We start from the raw sequence: 18,781 nt of genomic DNA on the forward strand, positions 1-18,781 counted from the left end.
CGACCGAGGTAATCCAGCAGTGCAGTGCCCTTCAATGCGATGGATAAGATTGTTCGCCGTTTTGGCAACATGCAGCCTTGCAGCAGCATGTCAGCTGCCCAAAGCTGGCCCCAGCAAGAATCAGATACTTGCAGGCTCGGTCGAGAAAGGCGGAAACGCCTTTGTTATCGAAGTTGACGACCGCGTCGCACGCGCAACCTCTGCCGTTCCGCAACTTGGCTTTTCATCTTCATTTCGCAGCTTGTCCAACCTGACAGCCGATACCATTCGCCCGGGCGATGTTCTGGGCCTGACGATCTGGGAAAACGTCGATGACGGGCTTTTGTCAGGGGATACAGGCCTTGCCACCAATCTGGACGAAGTGCAGGTCGACAGCGAAGGCTTTATCTTTGTGCCATATGCAGGACGGCTGCGTGCCTCGGGTAATACGCCTGAAGAGCTGCGCAATCTGATCTCTGCGAAGCTGCAGGATCAGACCCCCGATCCGCAAGTACAGGTTCGCCGCGTTGCGGGGGACGGCTCAACCGTCTCACTGACCGGTGCGGTTGGTGCGCCCGGTGTCTATCCGATCGAAAGGCCGACACGCTCTCTTGCAACGATGCTGGCGCAGGCTGGCGGCGTATCCGTCGCGCCCGAAATTGCTCTGGTGACGGTTCTGCGGGGCGACCAGAAAGGCACGGTCTGGTATCAGGACCTGTTTCGCAAGCCCGGCCTTGATATCGCCCTTCGTGGTGGTGACCGGATTCTGGTCGAACAGGATACGCGGTCCTATATCGCCTTGGGCGCAACAGGCGGGCAGTCGCGCGTAGCATTCGAAAGCCAGGATCTGTCAGCCCTTGAAGCACTGGCTCAGGTAGGCGGTCTGCAATCCCTGTCGTCCGATCCCACCGGCATCTTCGTGTTGCGCAAGGAACGTCAGGACATCGCACGTTCGGTCATGGGCCGCAGTGATCTGCAAGGGTCCCAAAGGATGATTTATGTGATGAACCTGACCGCTCCAAACGGGCTGTTCGTCGCGCGAGATTTTGTCATTCGTGACGACGACACGATTTACGTGACCGAAGCGCCCTATGCACAATGGTCCAAGTCAATCTCACTCATCGCTGGTGGCCTGACGCCGATTGCAAACGTCGCAACACTGACTGGTAGCTGAGGAATGTTCCCGGACCGGGAACCAGAGACCGGGGGCGAACGCCTCCGGCTGTATGTTTTCAACGGTGGTTTTCTGACACAGAAACGTCTTCGGCGCATCCTTGATCTGGCTGGATACGATATTCGGCTTGGTCTGCCTCAGCAGGAAGATTTTGTTGGTGTCTGGGGCAACAGCCCGACGGCACACCGCGGATTGAATATCGCCGAAAAACGGCAAACGCGCGTGCTACGGGTCGAAGACGCCTTTCTCAGATCGCTCCATCCCGGTCGCAGCGGCGATCCCCCACTTGGGTTGCTTCTGGATAAATCCGGGCTTCATTTCGATGCGTCCACTCCATCCGATCTGGAGACCTTGCTGACAACGCATCCTTTGGATGACACGGCGTTGTTAGACCGGGCACGTTTTGCGATGGACAGGGTGCGTGAATTGCAGTTGAGCAAGTATTCCGCATTCGATCCCGATCTTTCCCCGCCTCAGCCGGGATACGTGCTTGTGGTCGATCAGACCCGCGGGGATGCTGCCGTGACTGCAAGCCGAGGCGATGATGCCCGGTTCCGCGAAATGCTGGCGATAGCTCAGGAGGAAAACCCGGGCGCACGGGTGATCATCAAAACACATCCCGAAACCATGGCTGGTCACAGGGCCGGGCATTTTACCTCTCAGGACACCTCGGACCGGGTAGAGATTCTGGATCGCCCCGTCAGCCCATGGTCGCTGCTGGAAGGTGCCATTGCCGTTTACACCCTGTCGTCCCAACTTGGATTCGAAGCAATTCTGGCCGGGCACAAACCCCGCATATTTGGGCAGCCGTTTTATTCTGGCTGGGGACTGACCCAGGATGAAGTTCCCGTGCCCCGCAGGCAACGCAATCTGACACGCGCACAACTGTTTGCCGCCACAATGCTGCTTTACCCAACTTGGTATGACCCCTACCGCGACAGGCTGTGCCAATTGGAAACCGTTCTGGACACGCTGGAAGCCCAAATCCGGGCATGGCGACAGGACCGACATGGGTGGACGGCATCCGGGATGCGCTTGTGGAAACGCAGGCATTTGCAGGATATGTTCGGTCGCTACAAGAAAATCCGCTTTTCAGAAAATCCCGACATGGCGCAATCGCATATGATCTGGGCTCGATATGCCAAAGACGAAGACGACGCAGTGCGGGTTGAAGACGGTTTTTTGCGCTCTCGCGGTCTGGGCGCGCGTCTGGTTCCGCCGCTTTCTCTGGTGACAGACAATCAGGGGATTTACTATGATCCGACCCGCCCCAGCGAATTAGAAACCTTAATCTCATCGCGCGAGACTTTGCGGCGGGATCAGCTTTTGCGCAGTGAAAGACTGGTTGGGCAAATTCTGAAATCCGGGCTCAGCAAATACAACGAAGGTGGCCAGCCCCCCGTTTTGCCCGAAGGGCATCGCATACTGGTGCCCGGGCAGGTCGAAGATGATGCATCGATCCTCAAGGGCACAAGTACGGTGCGCACAAATCTTGACCTGTTGCGCGCGACCCGAGATGCGAACCCGTCTGCAATCATTATCTACAAACCGCATCCAGACGTCGAAGCTGGGTTACGAGACGGGGGGATCGAGGCTGATGGGTTGGCCGATGCGATCGTGACCAACACCGATCCCGCAGTTCTGCTGCCGCAGGTTCAGGAGGTCTGGACCATGACGTCCCTTATGGGTTTCGAGGCTTTGTTAAGGGGCGTGAAAGTGACCACTTTAGGGGCTCCGTTCTATGCCGGCTGGGGTTTGACAACCGATCTAGGCTCAGTCCCTGCGCGCCGGGGGGCAAAGCCATCTTTGATGGGCCTCGTTCACGCCGCATTGATCGACTACCCGCGTTATCTGGACCCTTTGACCAGCTTGCCCTGCCCTGTTGAGGTCGCTGTCGAGCGTTTGGCACAGCAAGGCACAGCGCGCCACGGCATCTTGTTACGGCTTCTGTCTAAAGCACAGGGGACACTGGCGACCCACGCCCACCTCTGGCGTAGGCACCGGCCCTGAGCCATTCAACCCAAGGCCCGCGCCCAGCGATGCATGACATCAGGCCCAATCGGTTGTACTTCGATCAGATCGAATTTGGGCGCGGCCTCCAGCCGCTCCAACCCAAGGGCACCGATTGCGGGTAATCCTTCGGCACCGATTGCCAAACCGGCGGAAAAACCGACAAGTTCATCAACCAGATCCTCGGCCAACAGCGACGCCGCCAACGCCGATCCACCTTCGCAGAACACGCGGGTCAACCCCGCCTGACCCAGTTGCTGCAAAAGATCTGCCGGATCGATGTGATGGCCCTGAAGAGCACATGGGATGAGTTGTGCACCCAGACCTTCCCACGCCCGCACGCGCTCGATATCCGGTGACGGACCATGGCACAGCCATACCGGCACGTCATTTGCCGTTCGGGCGAGCTGCCCCATCAGCGGCAAATCCAGATGCCTGGAAACAACGACTCTGACTGGCTGATGGTCAATCCCAAGATCGCGCACGGTCAGGGATGGATCGTCGGCCCTTGCCGTGCCCGCGCCAACCATAACAGCGTCGTGGCAGGAACGCAGCGCATGCACGGCACGGCGCGCCTGAGGTCCCGTGATCCACTTACTTTGTCCGGTTGCGGTTGCAATCCGACCATCGAAGCTGCTTGCAAGCTTCAATGTCACAAAGGGACGCCCTTGTTCGGTCTTGAGAAAGAAACCGACGTGATCCCGCGATGCCTGATCACTCAGCACGCCTGTTGTTACTTCAATCCCTGCCTCGCGGAGCATGGCAAAGCCCTGCCCCGCAACACGCGGATCACTATCTTCGACAGCGCAGACAACGCGACTGATACCTGCTGCGATCAAGGCTTCGGCGCAAGGTGGTGTTTGGCCGTGATGTGAGCACGGCTCTAGCGAGACATAGGCTGTTGCCCCTCGCGCCGCCTCTCCTGCGCGCGCCAGCGCCTCAGTTTCTGCGTGGGGCCTGCCCCCGGGTTGGGTCCACCCCCGCCCGACAATCCTTCCATTGCTCACGACAACGCAACCGACCGCCGGATTGGGCCAGCACGATCCTTGTCCGCGTCGGCCCAATGAAAGCGCCAACGCCATATATCGCTTGTCGATGTCGTTCACTCTTCAGTCGACGGTTGCGGCGGGCGCAATTCGTGAACAAACTCCTCGAAATCGTCGGCCGCCTGAAAGTTCTTGTAGACGCTTGCAAAGCGAACATAGGCCACCGTGTCGATCCGCGCCAGCGCTTCCATCACGATCTCACCGATCCTGTTGGAAGGAATATCGGTTTCGCCCATGCTTTCCAGACGGCGCACAATGCCGGATATCATCTGATCAATGCGTTCGGGATCAACCGGGCGCTTCTGCATCGAGATACGAATGGACCGCTCCAACTTGTCGCGATCAAAATCTTCTCGCTTGCCGTTTGTTTTGATGACGACCAGATCGCGCAACTGCACCCTTTCGTAGGTGGTGAAACGTCCGCCACAAGCCGGGCAAAACCGTCGCCTGCGGATCGCCACGTGGTCTTCCGCTGGCCGTGAATCCTTGACCTGAGTATCGATATTTCCGCAAAACGGGCAGCGCATCCGCCGTCTCCTCGTCCCTTGTCCGCCTCTTTTTTGTGAGTGCTCTGGCTCACTTATCCACAACTATAGGACAGACGCTAGAGTTTGGGTAGACAGAATTTCACACCGCTAAATAAAGGGTTTCATCCGAAATGCCCGGCAATCCGCCGCGTATGGGCGGCGCGACGGTGCTCGAACAGATAAATCCCCTGCCATGTGCCCAATACAGGTACTCCACCCGTGACAGGGATCGACAGGGATACTGGCATCATCGCCGCCTTGATATGGGCTGGCATGTCGTCCGGCCCTTCATATGTGTGGCGCAGATAGGACATCGAAGGATCATCCGATGGCGGAACCAACCTTTCAAAATAGGCGTGAAGGTCGGTTTGCACCTCTGGGTCTGCGTTCTCCTGAATTAGCAGAGAACAGGATGTGTGACGAACGAACAGCGTCAGCAATCCATCCCGGCCCTCGGGCCGAAGCCAGTCGCGCACAAGCGGCGTAAACTCATAGAGTCCGGGGCCGCTTGTGTGCACGTGAAATTCAGTCAGCATTTTTGCCTACCCTGGCGACATGGTCCAACTTGCGCAACGTAGCCCTTAAGACCTGAACGGTCCGGGTTCACAAAACCCGTTGGCCTGCTGAATACTCATGCTGTCACCGGGCTGAAACCCTGTGCGAATGCCGCCACCTTCCAGAGGTGTCACGCCCGCTGCCTGAGGATCAAGCGTGAACTGAACAGCCGTTTTACGCCCCGTCGCCTCACTGGGTCCGTATCCGCGAACGATGTAGATTTGCTGACGCCAACCCGCACCCAGACCGCGCCGCGCGAAATCCGCCGCGGCACACCAATAGTCATTGGTGCGGCTGCGCCCCCGCGGCACCACTTCGAAAACCGCGTTATTTACCTGATACGCGCGATAGCCGTTTTGCGTACTGAATGCCTGAGCCTGAGCCGGAGTACTCAGCGCCATGACCGCAGTCGCTGCAAGAATCCAAATTTTTCTCATAGGTCTATGACTTTCATAATGCGATGTTCTTATGAGCGTAGTTTGATCGATCCGTATCGCACAGGAAAAATCTCAAAAATATTTGTTACTTTGTGTCAGCAACGCACATTGAACGCCGGTCAGGTAAGATACACCTGCGCCGTCTTGTAGGACGCGATGCGAGACCACAGTAAAACCGAACGCCCATTCACTGCCCGTTTTTGCGAAATTTCCAAGCCATACGCATTAATCCGGGACGTGCCGGGGAGCCCACTGTCGGTTCTATGTACCGGTTTTACGGGCTCAGGCCCTCTCCCCTAACAAGAGCGCGACCCGGCAACACAGATCAGATAGACAAATGAATCGCAAAGAGCTTGCGATTGATGGTCAAGGGTTTTCGATCTCTTGCCAATACTGCCAATCCAGTGCTTTTGGAACGCGTTGCAACAGAAGCAAATATTGCCCGTTCGGAAACCACTGAACGGGCACTCAAGATTCGTCAGATCACCCAAACAAAAGGTCCCGAGTTTCAAAAAAAGCCGTACAGCGCTAAACTGTGAGCCTTAGACTTGATTTATTTCCGGGTATTTCAATGGATGTTGATATTGCAAGGCTTCACCTTTTGGTACGGTCGTTTGAGGAATTTTCCGATGATCCGAATGCCGTTGAAATGGCCTTGAAGAAATGTGGACTGAGCGAAGCCGACCTTCTCCCCTCGGTTCAGACTTATCCTGCCAATAAGGAGGCCTGTTTCGTGCGGGCGGCTTGCGACGCTCTGGGTGATATCACATTTGCTGCCAAAACCGGGATCGGGTTTACGTCCTCTTCCAGCATTACCGCCTATATCGGAAAGTACTCCCGGGATTTGCGGCAAGCGCTGGAAAATACGTCGCGGTTTCACGATATTATTGATCCTGCGATTATGTTCAGCCTGAGAATTGCCGGCAACTTCGCGGCGTTCGAGGCCGAGTGGAAAGACCCAAGCTTTGCCCGCTATCACCGTCGAACCGAATTTCTGATCTTTGCAGCCGTCGCGCGAATGAGGTCGATTACGCAATCAACCTTTTTTCCGATCGAAATTCGCCTGCAGCACGAAGCTGGACCAAGCGCAAAGGACATTCAGAAGATGGCAGGCTTTCCGGTTATCTTCGGTGCGGAAAAACTTGAGATCATTCTGTCCTTGTCCTCACTGGACCTGCCGATCCCCACCTACGATCCGCGCCTTCGCGAACATCTGATCCAATACGGAGCGCGGCTGCTGGACGAATACGCCACCCCGCAGAACAAACTGCGGCCGAAGGTTGAGGGGCTGATCACCAGATCTCTGCCCGGCAACATCGTTCAAGCCGATGAAGTGGCAGGCAATCTGGGAATGAGCCCCCGCACCTTTGCCCGCAGGCTAAAGGACGAAGGAGCGAGCTACAGAGAGATACTGGATGATCTGCGGTGCGATCTGGCGCAGACGTTTATCAAGAACGGCATGAACCTGTCGGAGATTTCCTTTTCCCTCGGATATGCAGATCAGGCGGCCTTCTCGACAGCGTTCAAAAGATGGACCGGTCAGGCCCCCAGTGCATTCCGCAACAGGGTCGAGCATCCCATCGTCTCGTGACGAAGGGTGGCCAGGGGTCAACGGCACGGTACCTCGCCCTGGCCGGTCCCATGAGTGGACAACTCGGATGTATGATTTGACCTTGCCGGTTTCTTTTGAATTTCTGCCAATTCGTTTCCGAAACCTGCCATTCGATCCGGCGCCAACCGCAAACCGGAACGAAAAAAGGCGCCTAATCCAAGGCGCCTTTTTTACTTACTGATCCAGGAAAGACCGGAGTTTACGGCTGCGGCTGGGATGTTTCAGCTTGCGCAACGCTTTGGCTTCGATCTGCCTGATCCTTTCGCGCGTCACGCTGAACTGCTGGCCCACCTCTTCCAGGGTGTGGTCGGTATTCATGCCTATACCAAAACGCATCCGCAGAACACGTTCCTCACGCGGCGTGAGCGATGCCAGAACGCGTGTGGTCGTTTCCTTGAGGTTTTCCTGAATGGCACTGTCCAACGGCAGCACGGCATTCTTGTCCTCGATGAAATCGCCCAGCTGGCTGTCTTCCTCGTCGCCGATTGGCGTTTCCAGAGAAATCGGTTCCTTGGCGATCTTCATCACCTTGCGAACCTTTTCCAGCGGCATCTGCAGCTTTTCGGCCAATTCTTCCGGCGTCGGCTCGCGACCGATTTCATGCAGCATCTGACGACCGGTCCGGACCAGCTTGTTGATCGTTTCGATCATGTGGACCGGAATACGGATCGTACGGGCCTGATCAGCAATCGACCGCGTGATCGCCTGACGAATCCACCAGGTTGCGTAGGTCGAGAATTTATAGCCGCGGCGGTATTCGAACTTGTCCACCGCCTTCATCAGGCCGATGTTACCTTCCTGAATAAGATCAAGGAACTGCAGACCACGGTTCGTGTACTTTTTGGCAATCGAGATCACCAGACGCAGGTTGGCCTCGACCATTTCCTTCTTGGCCTGACGCGCCTCTTTCTCGCCCTTCTGAACCTGCTGCACGATGCGGCGGAATTCAGGGATATCAAGACCGACATACTGGCCCACCTGCGCCATGTCATTGCGCAGTTCCTCGACCTTGTCTGAGGAGCGTTCGATGAACATCTGCCAGCCACGACCCGGTTTTTCTGCCATTTCAGACAGCCAGTTCGGATCAAGTTCGCGACCACGATAGGCATCGATGAACTCACGCCGGTTGATCCGGGCCTGATCGGCCAGTTTCACCATCGCACTGTCCAATGACATGATCCGCTTGTTGATACCGTACAGCTGGTCGATCAGGGCCTCGATCCGGTTGTTGTGCAGGTGAAGGCCGTTCACCAGTTCCACAATCTCGGCGCGCAGTTTCTGATACGTGGCTTCATCCTTTTCGCTGAACGAGCCATCTTCGTTCAGCGTGGCCGAAATCCGGCTATCCTGCATCTCGGACAACATGGCGAAGTCTGTCGAGATACGCTCCAGCGTGGTCAGAACCTGATCCTTGAGCGCAGCTTCCATCGCGGCAAGCGACATGTTGGCCTGATCATCTTCGTCGTCATCGTCATCGCTGGCGATCGGGTTGCCGTCAGCATCCAGTTCGGGACCGGTATCCTTGGCAGGCTTGGCGGCTTGTACGGCCGAGGTATCCACGACGGGTTCCTCGACACCGCCGTCCTCATCCATCTGATTGCCAAAGGTGGCTTCCAGATCGATGACATCCCGCAACAGAATGTCCTCACTCAGCAATTCGTCATGCCAGATGGTGATCGCCTGGAAGGTCAGCGGACTTTCGCACAAACCAAGGATCATGGTGTTCCGGCCTGCTTCGATCCGCTTGGCGATGGCGATCTCGCCTTCACGGCTCAACAGTTCAACCGATCCCATCTCGCGCAGGTACATGCGCACTGGGTCATCGGTGCGGTCCAGTTTTTCGGTCTGGGCACCGGCCAGCGTAACCTCACGGTTGCTGTCTGTCGCCACAAGTTCGGTCGAGCCCTTTTGCTCTTCCTCTTCGGCCTCTTCATCTTCGATGATATTGATGCCCATCTCGGACAGCATCGACATAACGTCTTCGATCTGTTCCGAGCTGACCTGGTCAGGCGGCAGCACCTGATTGAGTTGGTCATAGGTGATGTAGCCTCTCTCGCGGGCCTCGGCGATCATCTTTTTGACCTGGGCCTGGCTCATGTCCAGCGAGATTTCCTGTTCCTGCTCTTCGGATTTGCGATCCTCGGTCGTGTCCTTGGCGGCCATTCAGTGCTCCTGCAGGGATGGGTGATTCGTTTGATCCGAATCATTAGCGCGTAGAAGTGATTCGGCCACCCATTTACCCGTTTTTCTTTTCCAGTGCCTTACGAAAACACCAGTTTACCGGCGTTTCCGTTCGAAATTGATACCAGACATGATTGCCTCAAAGGCGTCTTTCTCGTCGCGGTTGATTCGCGCGCCGTTGTCGGCGATGTCGAAAATGGCCCTGTCTTCGTTCTGACTGCGACTCGTGCGGTTGCGTTCCTCGGCGGCCTGGGCCAGCCGGTACGTCAGCGCCTCATCCGCCAGATCGGTCAGTTCCTCCGCAGCTTCGGCAATCTCGGCATCCAACCCCCGGAGCGCTTTGATTTTCGCGAGTTCTTCGGCCAGCGTCATCTCGGCCTTTTCAACATCGCCCGGTTTGAACACACAGGGGATAACTGCGACATGGCGAAGGCCCAGCAGGTTTTCAAGGGCATCGGGACCCATTGCTGCAATTATGTGGTCTTGTAGGTTGTCCGGATCGTCTATCGCGTGCCTCAAAATGGCCTCTCGCAAGGCTGCGTGATCGGGATCATGGCAATCAATCTCTTCAAGCTGATGCTCGAACTGGACGACAACCTGCGGGTTGAGAATGGCGATCGCAAGAATTGCAGCTTCGCGCATCCGGATGTCTGCATTGTCAGAAGAGGCCAGAAAAGACGCCCGCGCTCCGGCTGATGCAGGTTGTTTTTGAGGCTGCCACTTGCCGCGCGGCTGCCACTCGCGGTTCTGCGTCTGCCTTTGCGGGCGGAACAACTGCCAACGCAAGTCCTTAATCTCTTGCCCATAATGCGATCGGATGGATTGATCACGGATCAGTTTGATCTTTTCCCGCAAAGCCTTGTCCAACGCCGCCTTACGCTCGGGGCTGTCAAAGACCTTGCCTTCGGTTTCCCGTTGCCACAGCAGCTTGACCATCGGAATGGCATTATCCAAGACTGCCTGCACAGCCCCTGCCCCTTCGGCACGCAACAGATCGTCGGGGTCTTGCCCCTCGGGCATTAGGGCAAAGCGCAGGGATTTTCCTGCCTCCAACAAAGGCAGCGCCAGATCGACCGCACGCATTGCAGCACGCAGGCCGGCCGTATCCCCATCCAGTGCGATGATCGGCTCATCAGAGATACGCCAAAGCAATTGCAACTGATGTTCGGTAATCGCGGTGCCCAGCGGTGCAACCGACGCCCCAAACCCAGCCTCAGCCAGCGCAATCACATCCATATACCCTTCGGCAACGATCAGCGGCTGACCCTTGCCCGCAGCCTGACGTGCAGGGCCCTGATTATACAGGCTGCGGCCTTTGTCGAACAACTCTGTCTCGGGCGAGTTCAGGTATTTCGCGTTATCGTTCGGGTCCATAGCCCGACCGCCAAAAGCGATGCAGCGCCCACGCGGATCGCGGATCGGGTACATGATGCGGTTGCGGAACGTATCATAGGGCTTTTTGCCCTTGTTCGAAGGCTTGGCCAGCCCCGCCCCTAGAATCAGATCCTCAGCGACGTTTTTACCGCGCAAATGATCCCACAGCGCCTGCCAGCCGTCAGGGGCGAAACCAATTTCCCACCGCTCCAGCGCTTGCGGGTCCAAACCGCGCCGGTCCAGATAATCGCGCGCCGCGCCCCCTGCCCCGGTCTTGAGCTGCAGGCGAAAGAACTGCACTGCTTGCTCCATCACCTCGGCCAGTTGAGTACGGCGGTCCTGCTTTTCCTGCGCCCTGGGGTCGCGCGCGGGCATCGGCATCCCGGCCTCACGCGCCAAAATCTCGACCGCCTCGATGAACGAAACATTTTCGGTCTCTTGCACGAAATTGATCGCGTCACCTTTGGCGTGGCAGCCAAAGCAGTAATAAAACCCCTTTTGGTCATCCACATGGAAGGATGCCGTCTTTTCATGGTGAAACGGACATGGCGCCCACATGTCGCCTTTACCCTGATTGGATTTGCGGGCGTCCCACATGACCTTGCGCCCGACGACCTGAGACAAGCTCAGCCGGGTGCGCAATTCATCCAGAAATCCAGGGGGCAGTGACATGCATCAAACCTGACAGAAACGGAAACGCTCGCCAAGGGAGTGACGAGCGTTTGTCCACAGCGAATTGACGGTCCTGTGGATTATTGCTGCAGGCACAGCTCCAACCAGGCCGCGCCCAGGTCCTTTTTGCGCACATCGCGCATCTTTTGCTCATAGACCCACGGAGTAATCAGTGGGATCGCTGCATTGTAATTTTCGGGCCATGTAGGGCTGGTTGCGGCAACGGCCCCGGGCACATCGCGCTCTTTCACCTTATCGAGCCTGGCCTTCTGAACCGCGGCAACAACATCTGCCTGATACCGGCAGCTTTGTTCCTTGGTTTCAGCTGCAGCCAGAGGTGTAGCCAACAAAGCAGCGGCGACGGCGATACGCAACATGGGGTTCTCCCGGAATCGTTTCTTTGGGGCAGCTTATCCTCGCTCGGCCACGCCTTCCATTGCCCTTTTCATATCGTGAACCAAAGTCTCGGCCATGGAACGAAACGCCATGATCTGAAAAGCACTGTCCCCTACCCGCGTGATCGACGCCGTCATGTGAAACAACACGCTGCGTACGGTATGGCCACGCTTGAAATGCGTGGCGCGCAGATCGACGGGAACCAAACGTGCAAGCACATCTTCGGCCCGATCCCCTTCCAACCTGACAACTGCCCACGCATCCGACTGATCCACAACGGCTGCATGATCTGTCAGAGACGCATCCGGGGTCGGCCCTATCAGCATTGCCTGCGAATGCCCAAACCAGATGGCCCGTGCACCGGCCTTTCCCGTTGCCCGGTTCGCAGCCGGGTAAGCCATCCCGTGCGCTGACTTCATGGCCTCCGACAAGGACTTGTCCTTGCCTTTGAGCGGTGCGACGGACGTAATGAACCCGGCATCGACCTCACTCAAAGTAACGTTGCCAACGGTCAGCGGCAGCAACCCTTCGCAGGGAGGTGTGGCAATTAGTTTATCCACGAACGCGCCCTCCTTCGGGATCAAAGAACACAGGGTTCACCACTTCGCACAGAGTGGTCACACCGCGCAGGTGGTCCACCATTTTGATCACCTCGCCGTATCGGTCCGGGCCATCAGCCAGAAACGCCAGACCCAGCATGCTGCCCAGTGTCGGTGAATAACAGACCGAGGTCACATAACCCTGATCACTGGTCCGAACCGGCTCCGCCTCTTCCTTGTAAAGATGCGCGCCTGCCAGCAACTGCTTGCTCTCGCCAATGGGTTTCAGGCCGACCAGACGTTCACGGCCAGCTTCCTCCAGACCGGGGCGTTCCGACATTGTCTTGCCGATACAGTCTTTTTTCTGCGACACCATCCGGCCCATGCCAATATCATAGGCCGTCGTGCGGCCATGGATTTCGGAATGGGTAATAAAGCCCTTTTCGATCCGCAGAACGTTCAGCGCTTCCATTCCGTACAGCCCGCCACCCAGCGCTTCGGCTCGTTCCGTCAGAGAATCGAATAAGCTCGTGCCATAGCGGGCAGGTACGGCAATTTCATAGGCATGTTCACCGGAAAACGAGATACGGAACAACCGCCCCTGAACACCCAGAACATTGACCGGACCGCATGCCATGAATGGCCAGCTTTCTTCATCTATCGGCTGGTCCAGCAGCCCATTCAGAAGTTCGCGTGATTTTGGTCCGGCCACAGCGAACTGGGCCCACTGTTCGGTGACCGATGTGAAAGCCACGTCCAGATCGGGGCGCAGACCCTGATGCACGAACTCGAGATGCTTCATCACATCACCCGCCGCAGCAGTGGTTGTGGTCATCAGGTAATGGTTTTCATCAAGACGTGCGGTCGTGCCATCATCCATAACATAGCCGTCTTCGCGCAACATCAGGCCATAGCGGACGCGCCCGACCTTCAGCGTCGAAAACATGTTGGTATAGACAAAATCCAGAAACGCCCCCGCATCTGGCCCCTGTATGTCGATCTTGCCCAGGGTCGAGACATCACAAATGCCAACGGCCTCGCGAACCAGTTTCACCTCACGGTCACAGGACTCGCGCCAGGTTGTTTCACCTGAATTCGGAAAATAGCTGGGTCGATACCACAAACCCGCTTCGATCAACGGGGCGCTCCGCGCCACGGTTGCCTTGTGAGATGTCGTAAAGCGCTGGGGTTTGAAACCTTTACCCTCAGCCCCCGCCCCATATGCGGCAATCGCAATCGGCGAATAAGGCGGCCGGAAGGTTGTTGTTCCGGTCTCGGAAATCCCGCGCCCGGTCGCATCGGCCAGAACCGCCAGCGCCGCGACATTCGAATTCTTGCCCTGATCGGTCGCCATACCTTGCGTGGTATATCGCTTCATGTGTTCGACCGAGCGGAAGTTTTCCGTCGCAGCCTGTTTGACATCCTTGACCGTCACATCGTTCTGAAAATCCAGCCACGCGCGCCCCTTACCGGGAACCGACCAAAGCGGTGAAATTTCATAAGGCGTGTCTTCTGCCTCAGGCGATGCCAGATCGGGTGCCGTCATCCCAATCCCTTCCAGCGCCTCGCGCGCGGCGGCAACTCCTTCGTGCAGACAAGCCGCGGTCGAGAACGATCCGTTACACGACCCAGCGGTCCCCATCCCCGGAACAGCACCCGGAGTTGGCACGAAAGCGGCGATGTCGCGCTGCCAGGTCGGGCGCCCGTTCATATGGCACGTCAGATGGATCGATGGATTCCACCCACCAGTCATCGCCAGACAATCGGTGTGAATGCTTTCCTCTCCGCTGGGGCGACGCACGGTGATGGCCTCCAACCCCTTGCGGCCCGCACTGCCACAGACCTGCGCACCACGCAGCACGTGATAGTCATCGGACAAAGGCGCGTCGTGACGGCTGTCGATCACTGCGGCGACGTGAACACCTGCCTCCAGCAAATCGCGGGCGGTGCGGTGAATCTCATCGGTGTTGCCGAAAATTGTCACGTTCTTACCCGCGGCAACGCCCCAACGATTGAGATATGCCCGCACTGCCCCGGCAGTCATAATTCCGGGACGATCATTGTCGCGAAATGCGACAGGGCGTTCTATTGCGCCTGCAGCCAGAACCGACCGTTTCGCCGCGATCCGCCAATATGTTTCCAGTGGCGCACCGTTCGGACGGCGCTCACGGTGATGCAACACCCGCTCCAACGCGGCAAACGTACCCTGATCATATGCCCCCGCGACGGTCGTGCGCGTCATCAGCCGCACATTGTTCATCGAGCGCAGTTCAGCCAGAACTTCATCGACCCAGACGGAACCGGGCTTACCATCAACCTCGATCGTCTCTGACAGCAGGCGACCACCCATGCGGCTGCTTTCGTCCGCAAGAATGACATCCGCCCCGGCCCTACCTGCCGTCAGCGCGGCCATCAGACCCGCAGGACCAGCCCCGATTACAAGCAGATCACAGAATGCGTAGGCGCTTTCGTATTTATCCGCGTTATCCTCGCCAGACAGTGCCCCCAGACCAGCGGAGCGACGAATGATCGGCTCATAAACTTTTTCCCAGAAACTGCGCGGCCACATGAACGTTTTGTAGTAGAAGCCTGCGCCCAAAAACGGGGCCCCGAGGTCGTTCACGGCCTGCAGATCGAAATTCAGACTGGGCCAGCGGTTCTGGCTGCGCGCTTCGAGGCCCGGAAAAATCTCCTGCATCGTCGCGCGCACATTCGGCTCTTGCGAGGCTCCGCGCCCAACAGTGACCAGCGCGTTCGGTTCTTCGCTGCCCGCAGTCAACACACCGCGCGGACGGTGATACTTGAACGAACGCCCCATCAGACGAATGCCATTGGCCAACAAGGCCGAAGCAAGTGTGTCTCCTTCAAACCCGGTATAGCTTACGCCATCGAACACGAATGAAACCGGTTTGGTTCGGTCCAGCAATCCCTTGCCATTAATTCTCATGACCTAGCCTCCGACGCCAGTTCGGTAGCGACAACTTCGTGCGTGACGGTATTTCGGGTCACAACGATCCAGGCGCCGCATCCCCCTTCGTGGTACCAAAGGTCACGAGTCTCACCCGCTGGGTTATCGCGCAGATAAACGAAGTTGTCCCACGCCTCCTGACCCGCGTCAGGTGCAGGGCGGTCCAGATCAACGGCCGCTCCGCGGTAATAAAACTCCCGGCGATCCCGTTCGCCGCAATGCGGACAGGTAATCCTCATGACCGCACCCCCTGCTTTTTCTCGTCAAAAATACGGAAATCCGACATAGCCACCCTCAGTGCAGGTTGTGTTGAGAGCCTTTGCCCTCTTCATCGATAATGCCGCGTCCGGTGCGGAACCGGTCCAGCCGGAAACCCGTGGCATTGTCGTGGTACCGATCCGTGGCGATCAGATGAGCAAACACGTTGCCCGAACCCGGAACCGCCTTGAACCCGCCGTAGTTCCAGCCGCAATTCAGATACAGCCCGTCGATATCCGTCTTGTCGATGATCGGCGAACCATCGGGCGACATATCCATGATCCCGCCCCAACTGCGTAAAACCTTGGCCTTGCCGATCATCGGCATCAAGGCCACCCCTGCCTCCATCACGCTTTCCACTGTCGGAAGATTGCCCCGCGCAGCGTATGAGGCGTAAAAGTCCAGATCCCCGCCAAAAACCAATCCGCCCTTGTCGGACTGGCTTATATAGAAATGCCCCATCCCGAAGGTGACCACGTGATCGATACAGGGTTTCAGACCCTCGGTCACAAATGCCTGCAGGACGTGACTTTCGATTGGTAGGCGCATACCGGCCATTTCGGCCACCTGCCCGGAACGACCCGCCACGACCATCGCCACCTTCTTGGCGCGGATTGGGCCACGTGATGTCTGCACACCCTTAACAACGCCGTTTTCAATATCGATGCCGGTAACTTCACAATTCTGGATCAGATCCACACCGCGCTGATCTGCGCCACGTGCATACCCCCAGGCTACCGCATCATGACGTGCTGTGCCGCCGCGTGGGTGATAAAGTCCGCCATAAAGCGGAAATCGCAGATCGTCGAAATTCAGATAGGGCACCATTGTCCGTAACTCATCCCGGTTCAACAGGATGGCGTCATCGCCCTGGCTGATCATCATGTTGCCACGTCTGGCCGCGGCATCACGCTGACCATCCGAATGGAAAAGGTTGATGATCCCACGCTGCGAGTGCATGACGTTGTAGTTCAGATCCTCTTCCAGCCCTTCCCAAAGCTTCAGGGAATGAGAGTAGAACTCCGAATTTCCCTGCAAAAAGTAGTTGGCCCGCACAATTGTCGTATTCCGTCCAACGTTACCGCCGCCAATGTACCCTTTTTCCAGCACAGCGACATTTGTCAGCCCATGCTCTTTCGCCAGATAGTAGGCTGTGCTCAGGCCGTGCCCGCCGCCACCAATAATGATGATGTCATATTCCGATTTGGGTTCGGGGTCGCGCCAATGTGGCGCCCAGCCTTTATTGCCGGTCAAACCTTCCATCACCACACGGAGGCCGGAAAATCGCATGATCCACTCCCTAAAGATCGAGCCTTTTTGGCACCGTCTGCACACACCTAACAACGCGGCGCGCTCTGGGCCATATCGCTTTTCGACAAATTCTGGTCCGATGGCGACCATTTGCAAGGCGCTCACGACCGCAGCACACACACTTATCCGAGTTAATAGGACCAAAAAAAACGCGCCTCGCAAGGCGCGTTTTTCGTGATGCTCGGATAAGGTTACAGACCTTTCGCCCGGTAACTCTTGGACACCCTGTCGATGGCAACGATGTACGCGGCGGTCCGCAAATCGTCGACATCTGCGCGATCATGCCAGACCTCACTCATGGACTGGTACGCAATTCGCATCGTGTCATCGAGACCGGATCGTACGAGCTCCAGCTCGTCGGCTCCTTTCAGGTATTTGGACTTGAAACCCGGCGTCATCGACCAGGCATCGGCCAGATAACGATCGAGACGCTCCAGTTCGCTGACGATCAGTTCGTGCCTAGCCTCTTCCTGTCGCCGCTGCATTCTGCCGAACCGGATATGGCTCAGGTTTTTCACCCATTCGAAATAGGAAACCGTCACACCGCCAGCGTTGGCATACATATCCGGAATGATCACCACGCCCTTTTTGCGCAGAATCTCATCGGCGCCAGCGGTTACCGGACCATTAGCCGCCTCGATGATAAGCGGCGCCTTGATCCGGTCGGCGTTGGTCAGGTTGATCACCCCTTCCAGCGCAGCCGGGATCAGAATATCGCATTCCTCTTCCATTACGGCACCGCCTTCGGCAGTGTGTGTCGCATCCGGATATCCGGCGACACCACCGTGTTTCACGATCCACTGCCGCACGGCTTCGACGTCAATTCCATCAGGGTCATAAAGGGCGCCGTCCCGTTCGATGATCCCGATAACTCGCGATCCATCTTCCTCGCTCAGGAATTTGGCAGCGTGGTATCCCACATTGCCCAGACCCTGAACAATCACCCGCTTTCCATCGAGTTTGCCTGACATGCCTGCCTTTTTGACATCCTCGGGATGTCGGAAAAACTCACGCAGGGCGTATTGGATACCGCGCCCAGTCGCCTCAACACGTCCGGCGATCCCCCCGGCATTCAGCGGTTTGCCGGTGACACAGGCACGCGCGTTTATGTCGGTCGTATTCATTCGCGCATATTGATCCGCCATCCAGGCCATCTCACGCTCACCCGTTCCCATATCCGGTGCCGGGACGTTCTGGGAAGGATTGATCAGGTCGCGTTTTGCCAACTCATAGGCAAAACGGCGTGTGATTTGCTCCAGTTCGTGCTCTTCGTACTGGCGGGGATCGATACACAGCCCCCCCTTAGAACCTCCGAACGGCGCTTCGACCAGCGCACATTTGTAGGTCATCAGCGCGGCCAGAGCTTCAACCTCATCCTGGTTCACGGCCAGAGCATAGCGGATACCGCCCTTGACTGGCTCCATATGTTCGGAATGAACCGACCTGTATCCAGTGAAAGTGTGTATCTGTCCCCGCAGGCGTACACCGAAACGAACTGTATAGGTCGCGTTGCAAACCCGGATCTTTTCTTCCAGCCCCGGCGGCAGATCCATAAGGGCAGCCGCCCTGTTGAACATCAGATCCACGCTCTCTCGGAAACTGGGTTCGGTAACTCGGGTCATAAATTCCTCCGTGCCCTGCAACGACTCTCGTCCCGACGATTTGTCGCACCCATATCGTTACCGTTCAATGGAAATTCGCCACTTTTTTCATCACTTCGCCAAAGCAGCATAATTTGTGAT

The 18,781-nt window shown here is 57.1% G+C and carries 16 protein-coding genes; 4 read left to right on the forward strand and 12 right to left on the reverse strand.

The annotated features are described in order from the left end of the window. Positions 1-34 precede the first annotated feature (34 nt). Together ACR0NA_RS05355 and ACR0NA_RS05360 are read left to right on the forward strand one after the other, a co-directional pair. Positions 35-1,153 (forward strand): polysaccharide biosynthesis/export family protein, encoded by a 1,119-nt coding sequence (locus ACR0NA_RS05355; protein WP_480449102.1) that lies wholly within the window; start codon positions 35-37, stop codon positions 1,151-1,153. 3 nt (positions 1,154-1,156) lie between these two features. After that, entirely contained in the window at positions 1,157-3,163 is a 2,007-nt protein-coding gene (locus tag ACR0NA_RS05360; RefSeq protein ID WP_480726736.1) for a capsular polysaccharide biosynthesis protein, read from the forward strand. 5 nt (positions 3,164-3,168) lie between these two features. Here ACR0NA_RS05360 and ribD read toward each other — a convergent pair whose 3' ends face one another. The 4 genes from ribD to ACR0NA_RS05380 form a co-directional block, all read right to left on the reverse strand. After that, entirely contained in the window at positions 3,169-4,245 is a 1,077-nt protein-coding gene (gene ribD, locus ACR0NA_RS05365; protein WP_480726979.1) for a bifunctional diaminohydroxyphosphoribosylaminopyrimidine deaminase/5-amino-6-(5-phosphoribosylamino)uracil reductase RibD, read from the reverse strand. A 20-nt stretch (positions 4,246-4,265) separates the two neighbouring features. Further along, positions 4,266-4,736, reverse strand: coding sequence for a transcriptional regulator NrdR (gene nrdR / locus ACR0NA_RS05370; RefSeq protein ID WP_170650506.1), 471 nt, complete (start codon positions 4,734-4,736; stop codon positions 4,266-4,268). A gap of 122 nt (positions 4,737-4,858) precedes the next feature. Further along, on the reverse strand, positions 4,859-5,272 hold the full coding sequence (locus ACR0NA_RS05375) for a secondary thiamine-phosphate synthase enzyme YjbQ (protein WP_480726738.1): 414 nt from the start codon (positions 5,270-5,272) through the stop codon (positions 4,859-4,861). 45 nt (positions 5,273-5,317) lie between these two features. After that, positions 5,318-5,728 (reverse strand): hypothetical protein, encoded by a 411-nt coding sequence (locus tag ACR0NA_RS05380; protein WP_170650510.1) that lies wholly within the window; start codon positions 5,726-5,728, stop codon positions 5,318-5,320. A gap of 362 nt (positions 5,729-6,090) precedes the next feature. On the opposite strand from ACR0NA_RS05380, the gene ACR0NA_RS05385 reads away from it, so the two are divergent. After that, positions 6,091-6,267: a hypothetical protein gene (locus ACR0NA_RS05385; protein WP_480726740.1), complete on the forward strand. Its 177-nt coding sequence runs from the start codon at positions 6,091-6,093 to the stop codon at positions 6,265-6,267. Between the two features lie 32 nt (positions 6,268-6,299). Further along, positions 6,300-7,319: a helix-turn-helix domain-containing protein gene (locus ACR0NA_RS05390; RefSeq protein WP_480726742.1), complete on the forward strand. Its 1,020-nt coding sequence runs from the start codon at positions 6,300-6,302 to the stop codon at positions 7,317-7,319. Positions 7,320-7,514: 195 nt separating this feature from the next. On the opposite strand, the gene rpoD is transcribed toward ACR0NA_RS05390, so the two are convergent. The 8 genes from rpoD to ACR0NA_RS05430 all read right to left on the reverse strand — a co-directional run bounded on the left by rpoD (position 7,515) and on the right by ACR0NA_RS05430 (position 18,661). Then, positions 7,515-9,503 carry an RNA polymerase sigma factor RpoD gene (gene rpoD / locus ACR0NA_RS05395; RefSeq protein WP_480726744.1) on the reverse strand — a complete coding sequence of 663 codons (1,989 nt, stop codon included), beginning with the start codon at positions 9,501-9,503 and terminating at the stop codon, positions 7,515-7,517. 114 nt (positions 9,504-9,617) lie between these two features. Beyond that, a complete protein-coding gene (gene dnaG, locus ACR0NA_RS05400; RefSeq protein WP_480726746.1) occupies positions 9,618-11,567 on the reverse strand; it encodes a DNA primase in 1,950 nt (649 codons plus the stop codon). Between the two features lie 80 nt (positions 11,568-11,647). After that, positions 11,648-11,944 carry a hypothetical protein gene (locus ACR0NA_RS05405; protein WP_480726747.1) on the reverse strand — a complete coding sequence of 99 codons (297 nt, stop codon included), beginning with the start codon at positions 11,942-11,944 and terminating at the stop codon, positions 11,648-11,650. Between the two features lie 33 nt (positions 11,945-11,977). Next, positions 11,978-12,523 carry a sarcosine oxidase subunit gamma gene (locus ACR0NA_RS05410; RefSeq protein WP_480726749.1) on the reverse strand — a complete coding sequence of 182 codons (546 nt, stop codon included), beginning with the start codon at positions 12,521-12,523 and terminating at the stop codon, positions 11,978-11,980. Continuing rightward, entirely contained in the window at positions 12,516-15,449 is a 2,934-nt protein-coding gene (locus ACR0NA_RS05415) for a sarcosine oxidase subunit alpha family protein (RefSeq protein ID WP_480726751.1), read from the reverse strand. Before ACR0NA_RS05415 ends, ACR0NA_RS05410 begins: the two co-directional genes overlap by 8 nt. After that, entirely contained in the window at positions 15,446-15,709 is a 264-nt protein-coding gene (locus ACR0NA_RS05420; RefSeq protein ID WP_480726753.1) for a sarcosine oxidase subunit delta, read from the reverse strand. The genes ACR0NA_RS05415 and ACR0NA_RS05420 overlap by 4 nt, the downstream gene beginning before the upstream one ends. Positions 15,710-15,764: 55 nt before the next feature. Further along, a complete protein-coding gene (locus tag ACR0NA_RS05425; RefSeq protein ID WP_480726755.1) occupies positions 15,765-17,018 on the reverse strand; it encodes a sarcosine oxidase subunit beta family protein in 1,254 nt (417 codons plus the stop codon). Positions 17,019-17,230: 212 nt separating this feature from the next. Beyond that, complete coding sequence (locus ACR0NA_RS05430) at positions 17,231-18,661, reverse strand: Glu/Leu/Phe/Val family dehydrogenase (RefSeq protein WP_170650530.1); 1,431 nt, start codon at positions 18,659-18,661, stop codon at positions 17,231-17,233. Between the last annotated feature and the right edge of the window lie 120 nt (positions 18,662-18,781).

It is taken from the genome of Ruegeria sp. C11 (assembly GCF_056537725.1).

Coding starts and splice junctions, on each gene's coding strand:
- ACR0NA_RS05355 (WP_480449102.1), top strand. CDS start 35: ATGCGATGGATAAGATTGTTCGCCGTTTTGGCAACATGCAGCCTTGCA.
- ACR0NA_RS05360 (WP_480726736.1), top strand. CDS start 1,157: ATGTTCCCGGACCGGGAACCAGAGACCGGGGGCGAACGCCTCCGGCTG.
- ribD (WP_480726979.1), bottom strand. CDS start 4,245: ATGGCGTTGGCGCTTTCATTGGGCCGACGCGGACAAGGATCGTGCTGG.
- nrdR (WP_170650506.1), bottom strand. CDS start 4,736: ATGCGCTGCCCGTTTTGCGGAAATATCGATACTCAGGTCAAGGATTCA.
- ACR0NA_RS05375 (WP_480726738.1), bottom strand. CDS start 5,272: ATGCTGACTGAATTTCACGTGCACACAAGCGGCCCCGGACTCTATGAG.
- ACR0NA_RS05380 (WP_170650510.1), bottom strand. CDS start 5,728: ATGAGAAAAATTTGGATTCTTGCAGCGACTGCGGTCATGGCGCTGAGT.
- ACR0NA_RS05385 (WP_480726740.1), top strand. CDS start 6,091: ATGGTCAAGGGTTTTCGATCTCTTGCCAATACTGCCAATCCAGTGCTT.
- ACR0NA_RS05390 (WP_480726742.1), top strand. CDS start 6,300: ATGGATGTTGATATTGCAAGGCTTCACCTTTTGGTACGGTCGTTTGAG.
- rpoD (WP_480726744.1), bottom strand. CDS start 9,503: ATGGCCGCCAAGGACACGACCGAGGATCGCAAATCCGAAGAGCAGGAA.
- dnaG (WP_480726746.1), bottom strand. CDS start 11,567: ATGTCACTGCCCCCTGGATTTCTGGATGAATTGCGCACCCGGCTGAGC.
- ACR0NA_RS05405 (WP_480726747.1), bottom strand. CDS start 11,944: ATGTTGCGTATCGCCGTCGCCGCTGCTTTGTTGGCTACACCTCTGGCT.
- ACR0NA_RS05415 (WP_480726751.1), bottom strand. CDS start 15,449: ATGAGAATTAATGGCAAGGGATTGCTGGACCGAACCAAACCGGTTTCA.
- ACR0NA_RS05420 (WP_480726753.1), bottom strand. CDS start 15,709: ATGAGGATTACCTGTCCGCATTGCGGCGAACGGGATCGCCGGGAGTTT.
- ACR0NA_RS05425 (WP_480726755.1), bottom strand. CDS start 17,018: ATGCGATTTTCCGGCCTCCGTGTGGTGATGGAAGGTTTGACCGGCAAT.
- ACR0NA_RS05430 (WP_170650530.1), bottom strand. CDS start 18,661: ATGACCCGAGTTACCGAACCCAGTTTCCGAGAGAGCGTGGATCTGATG.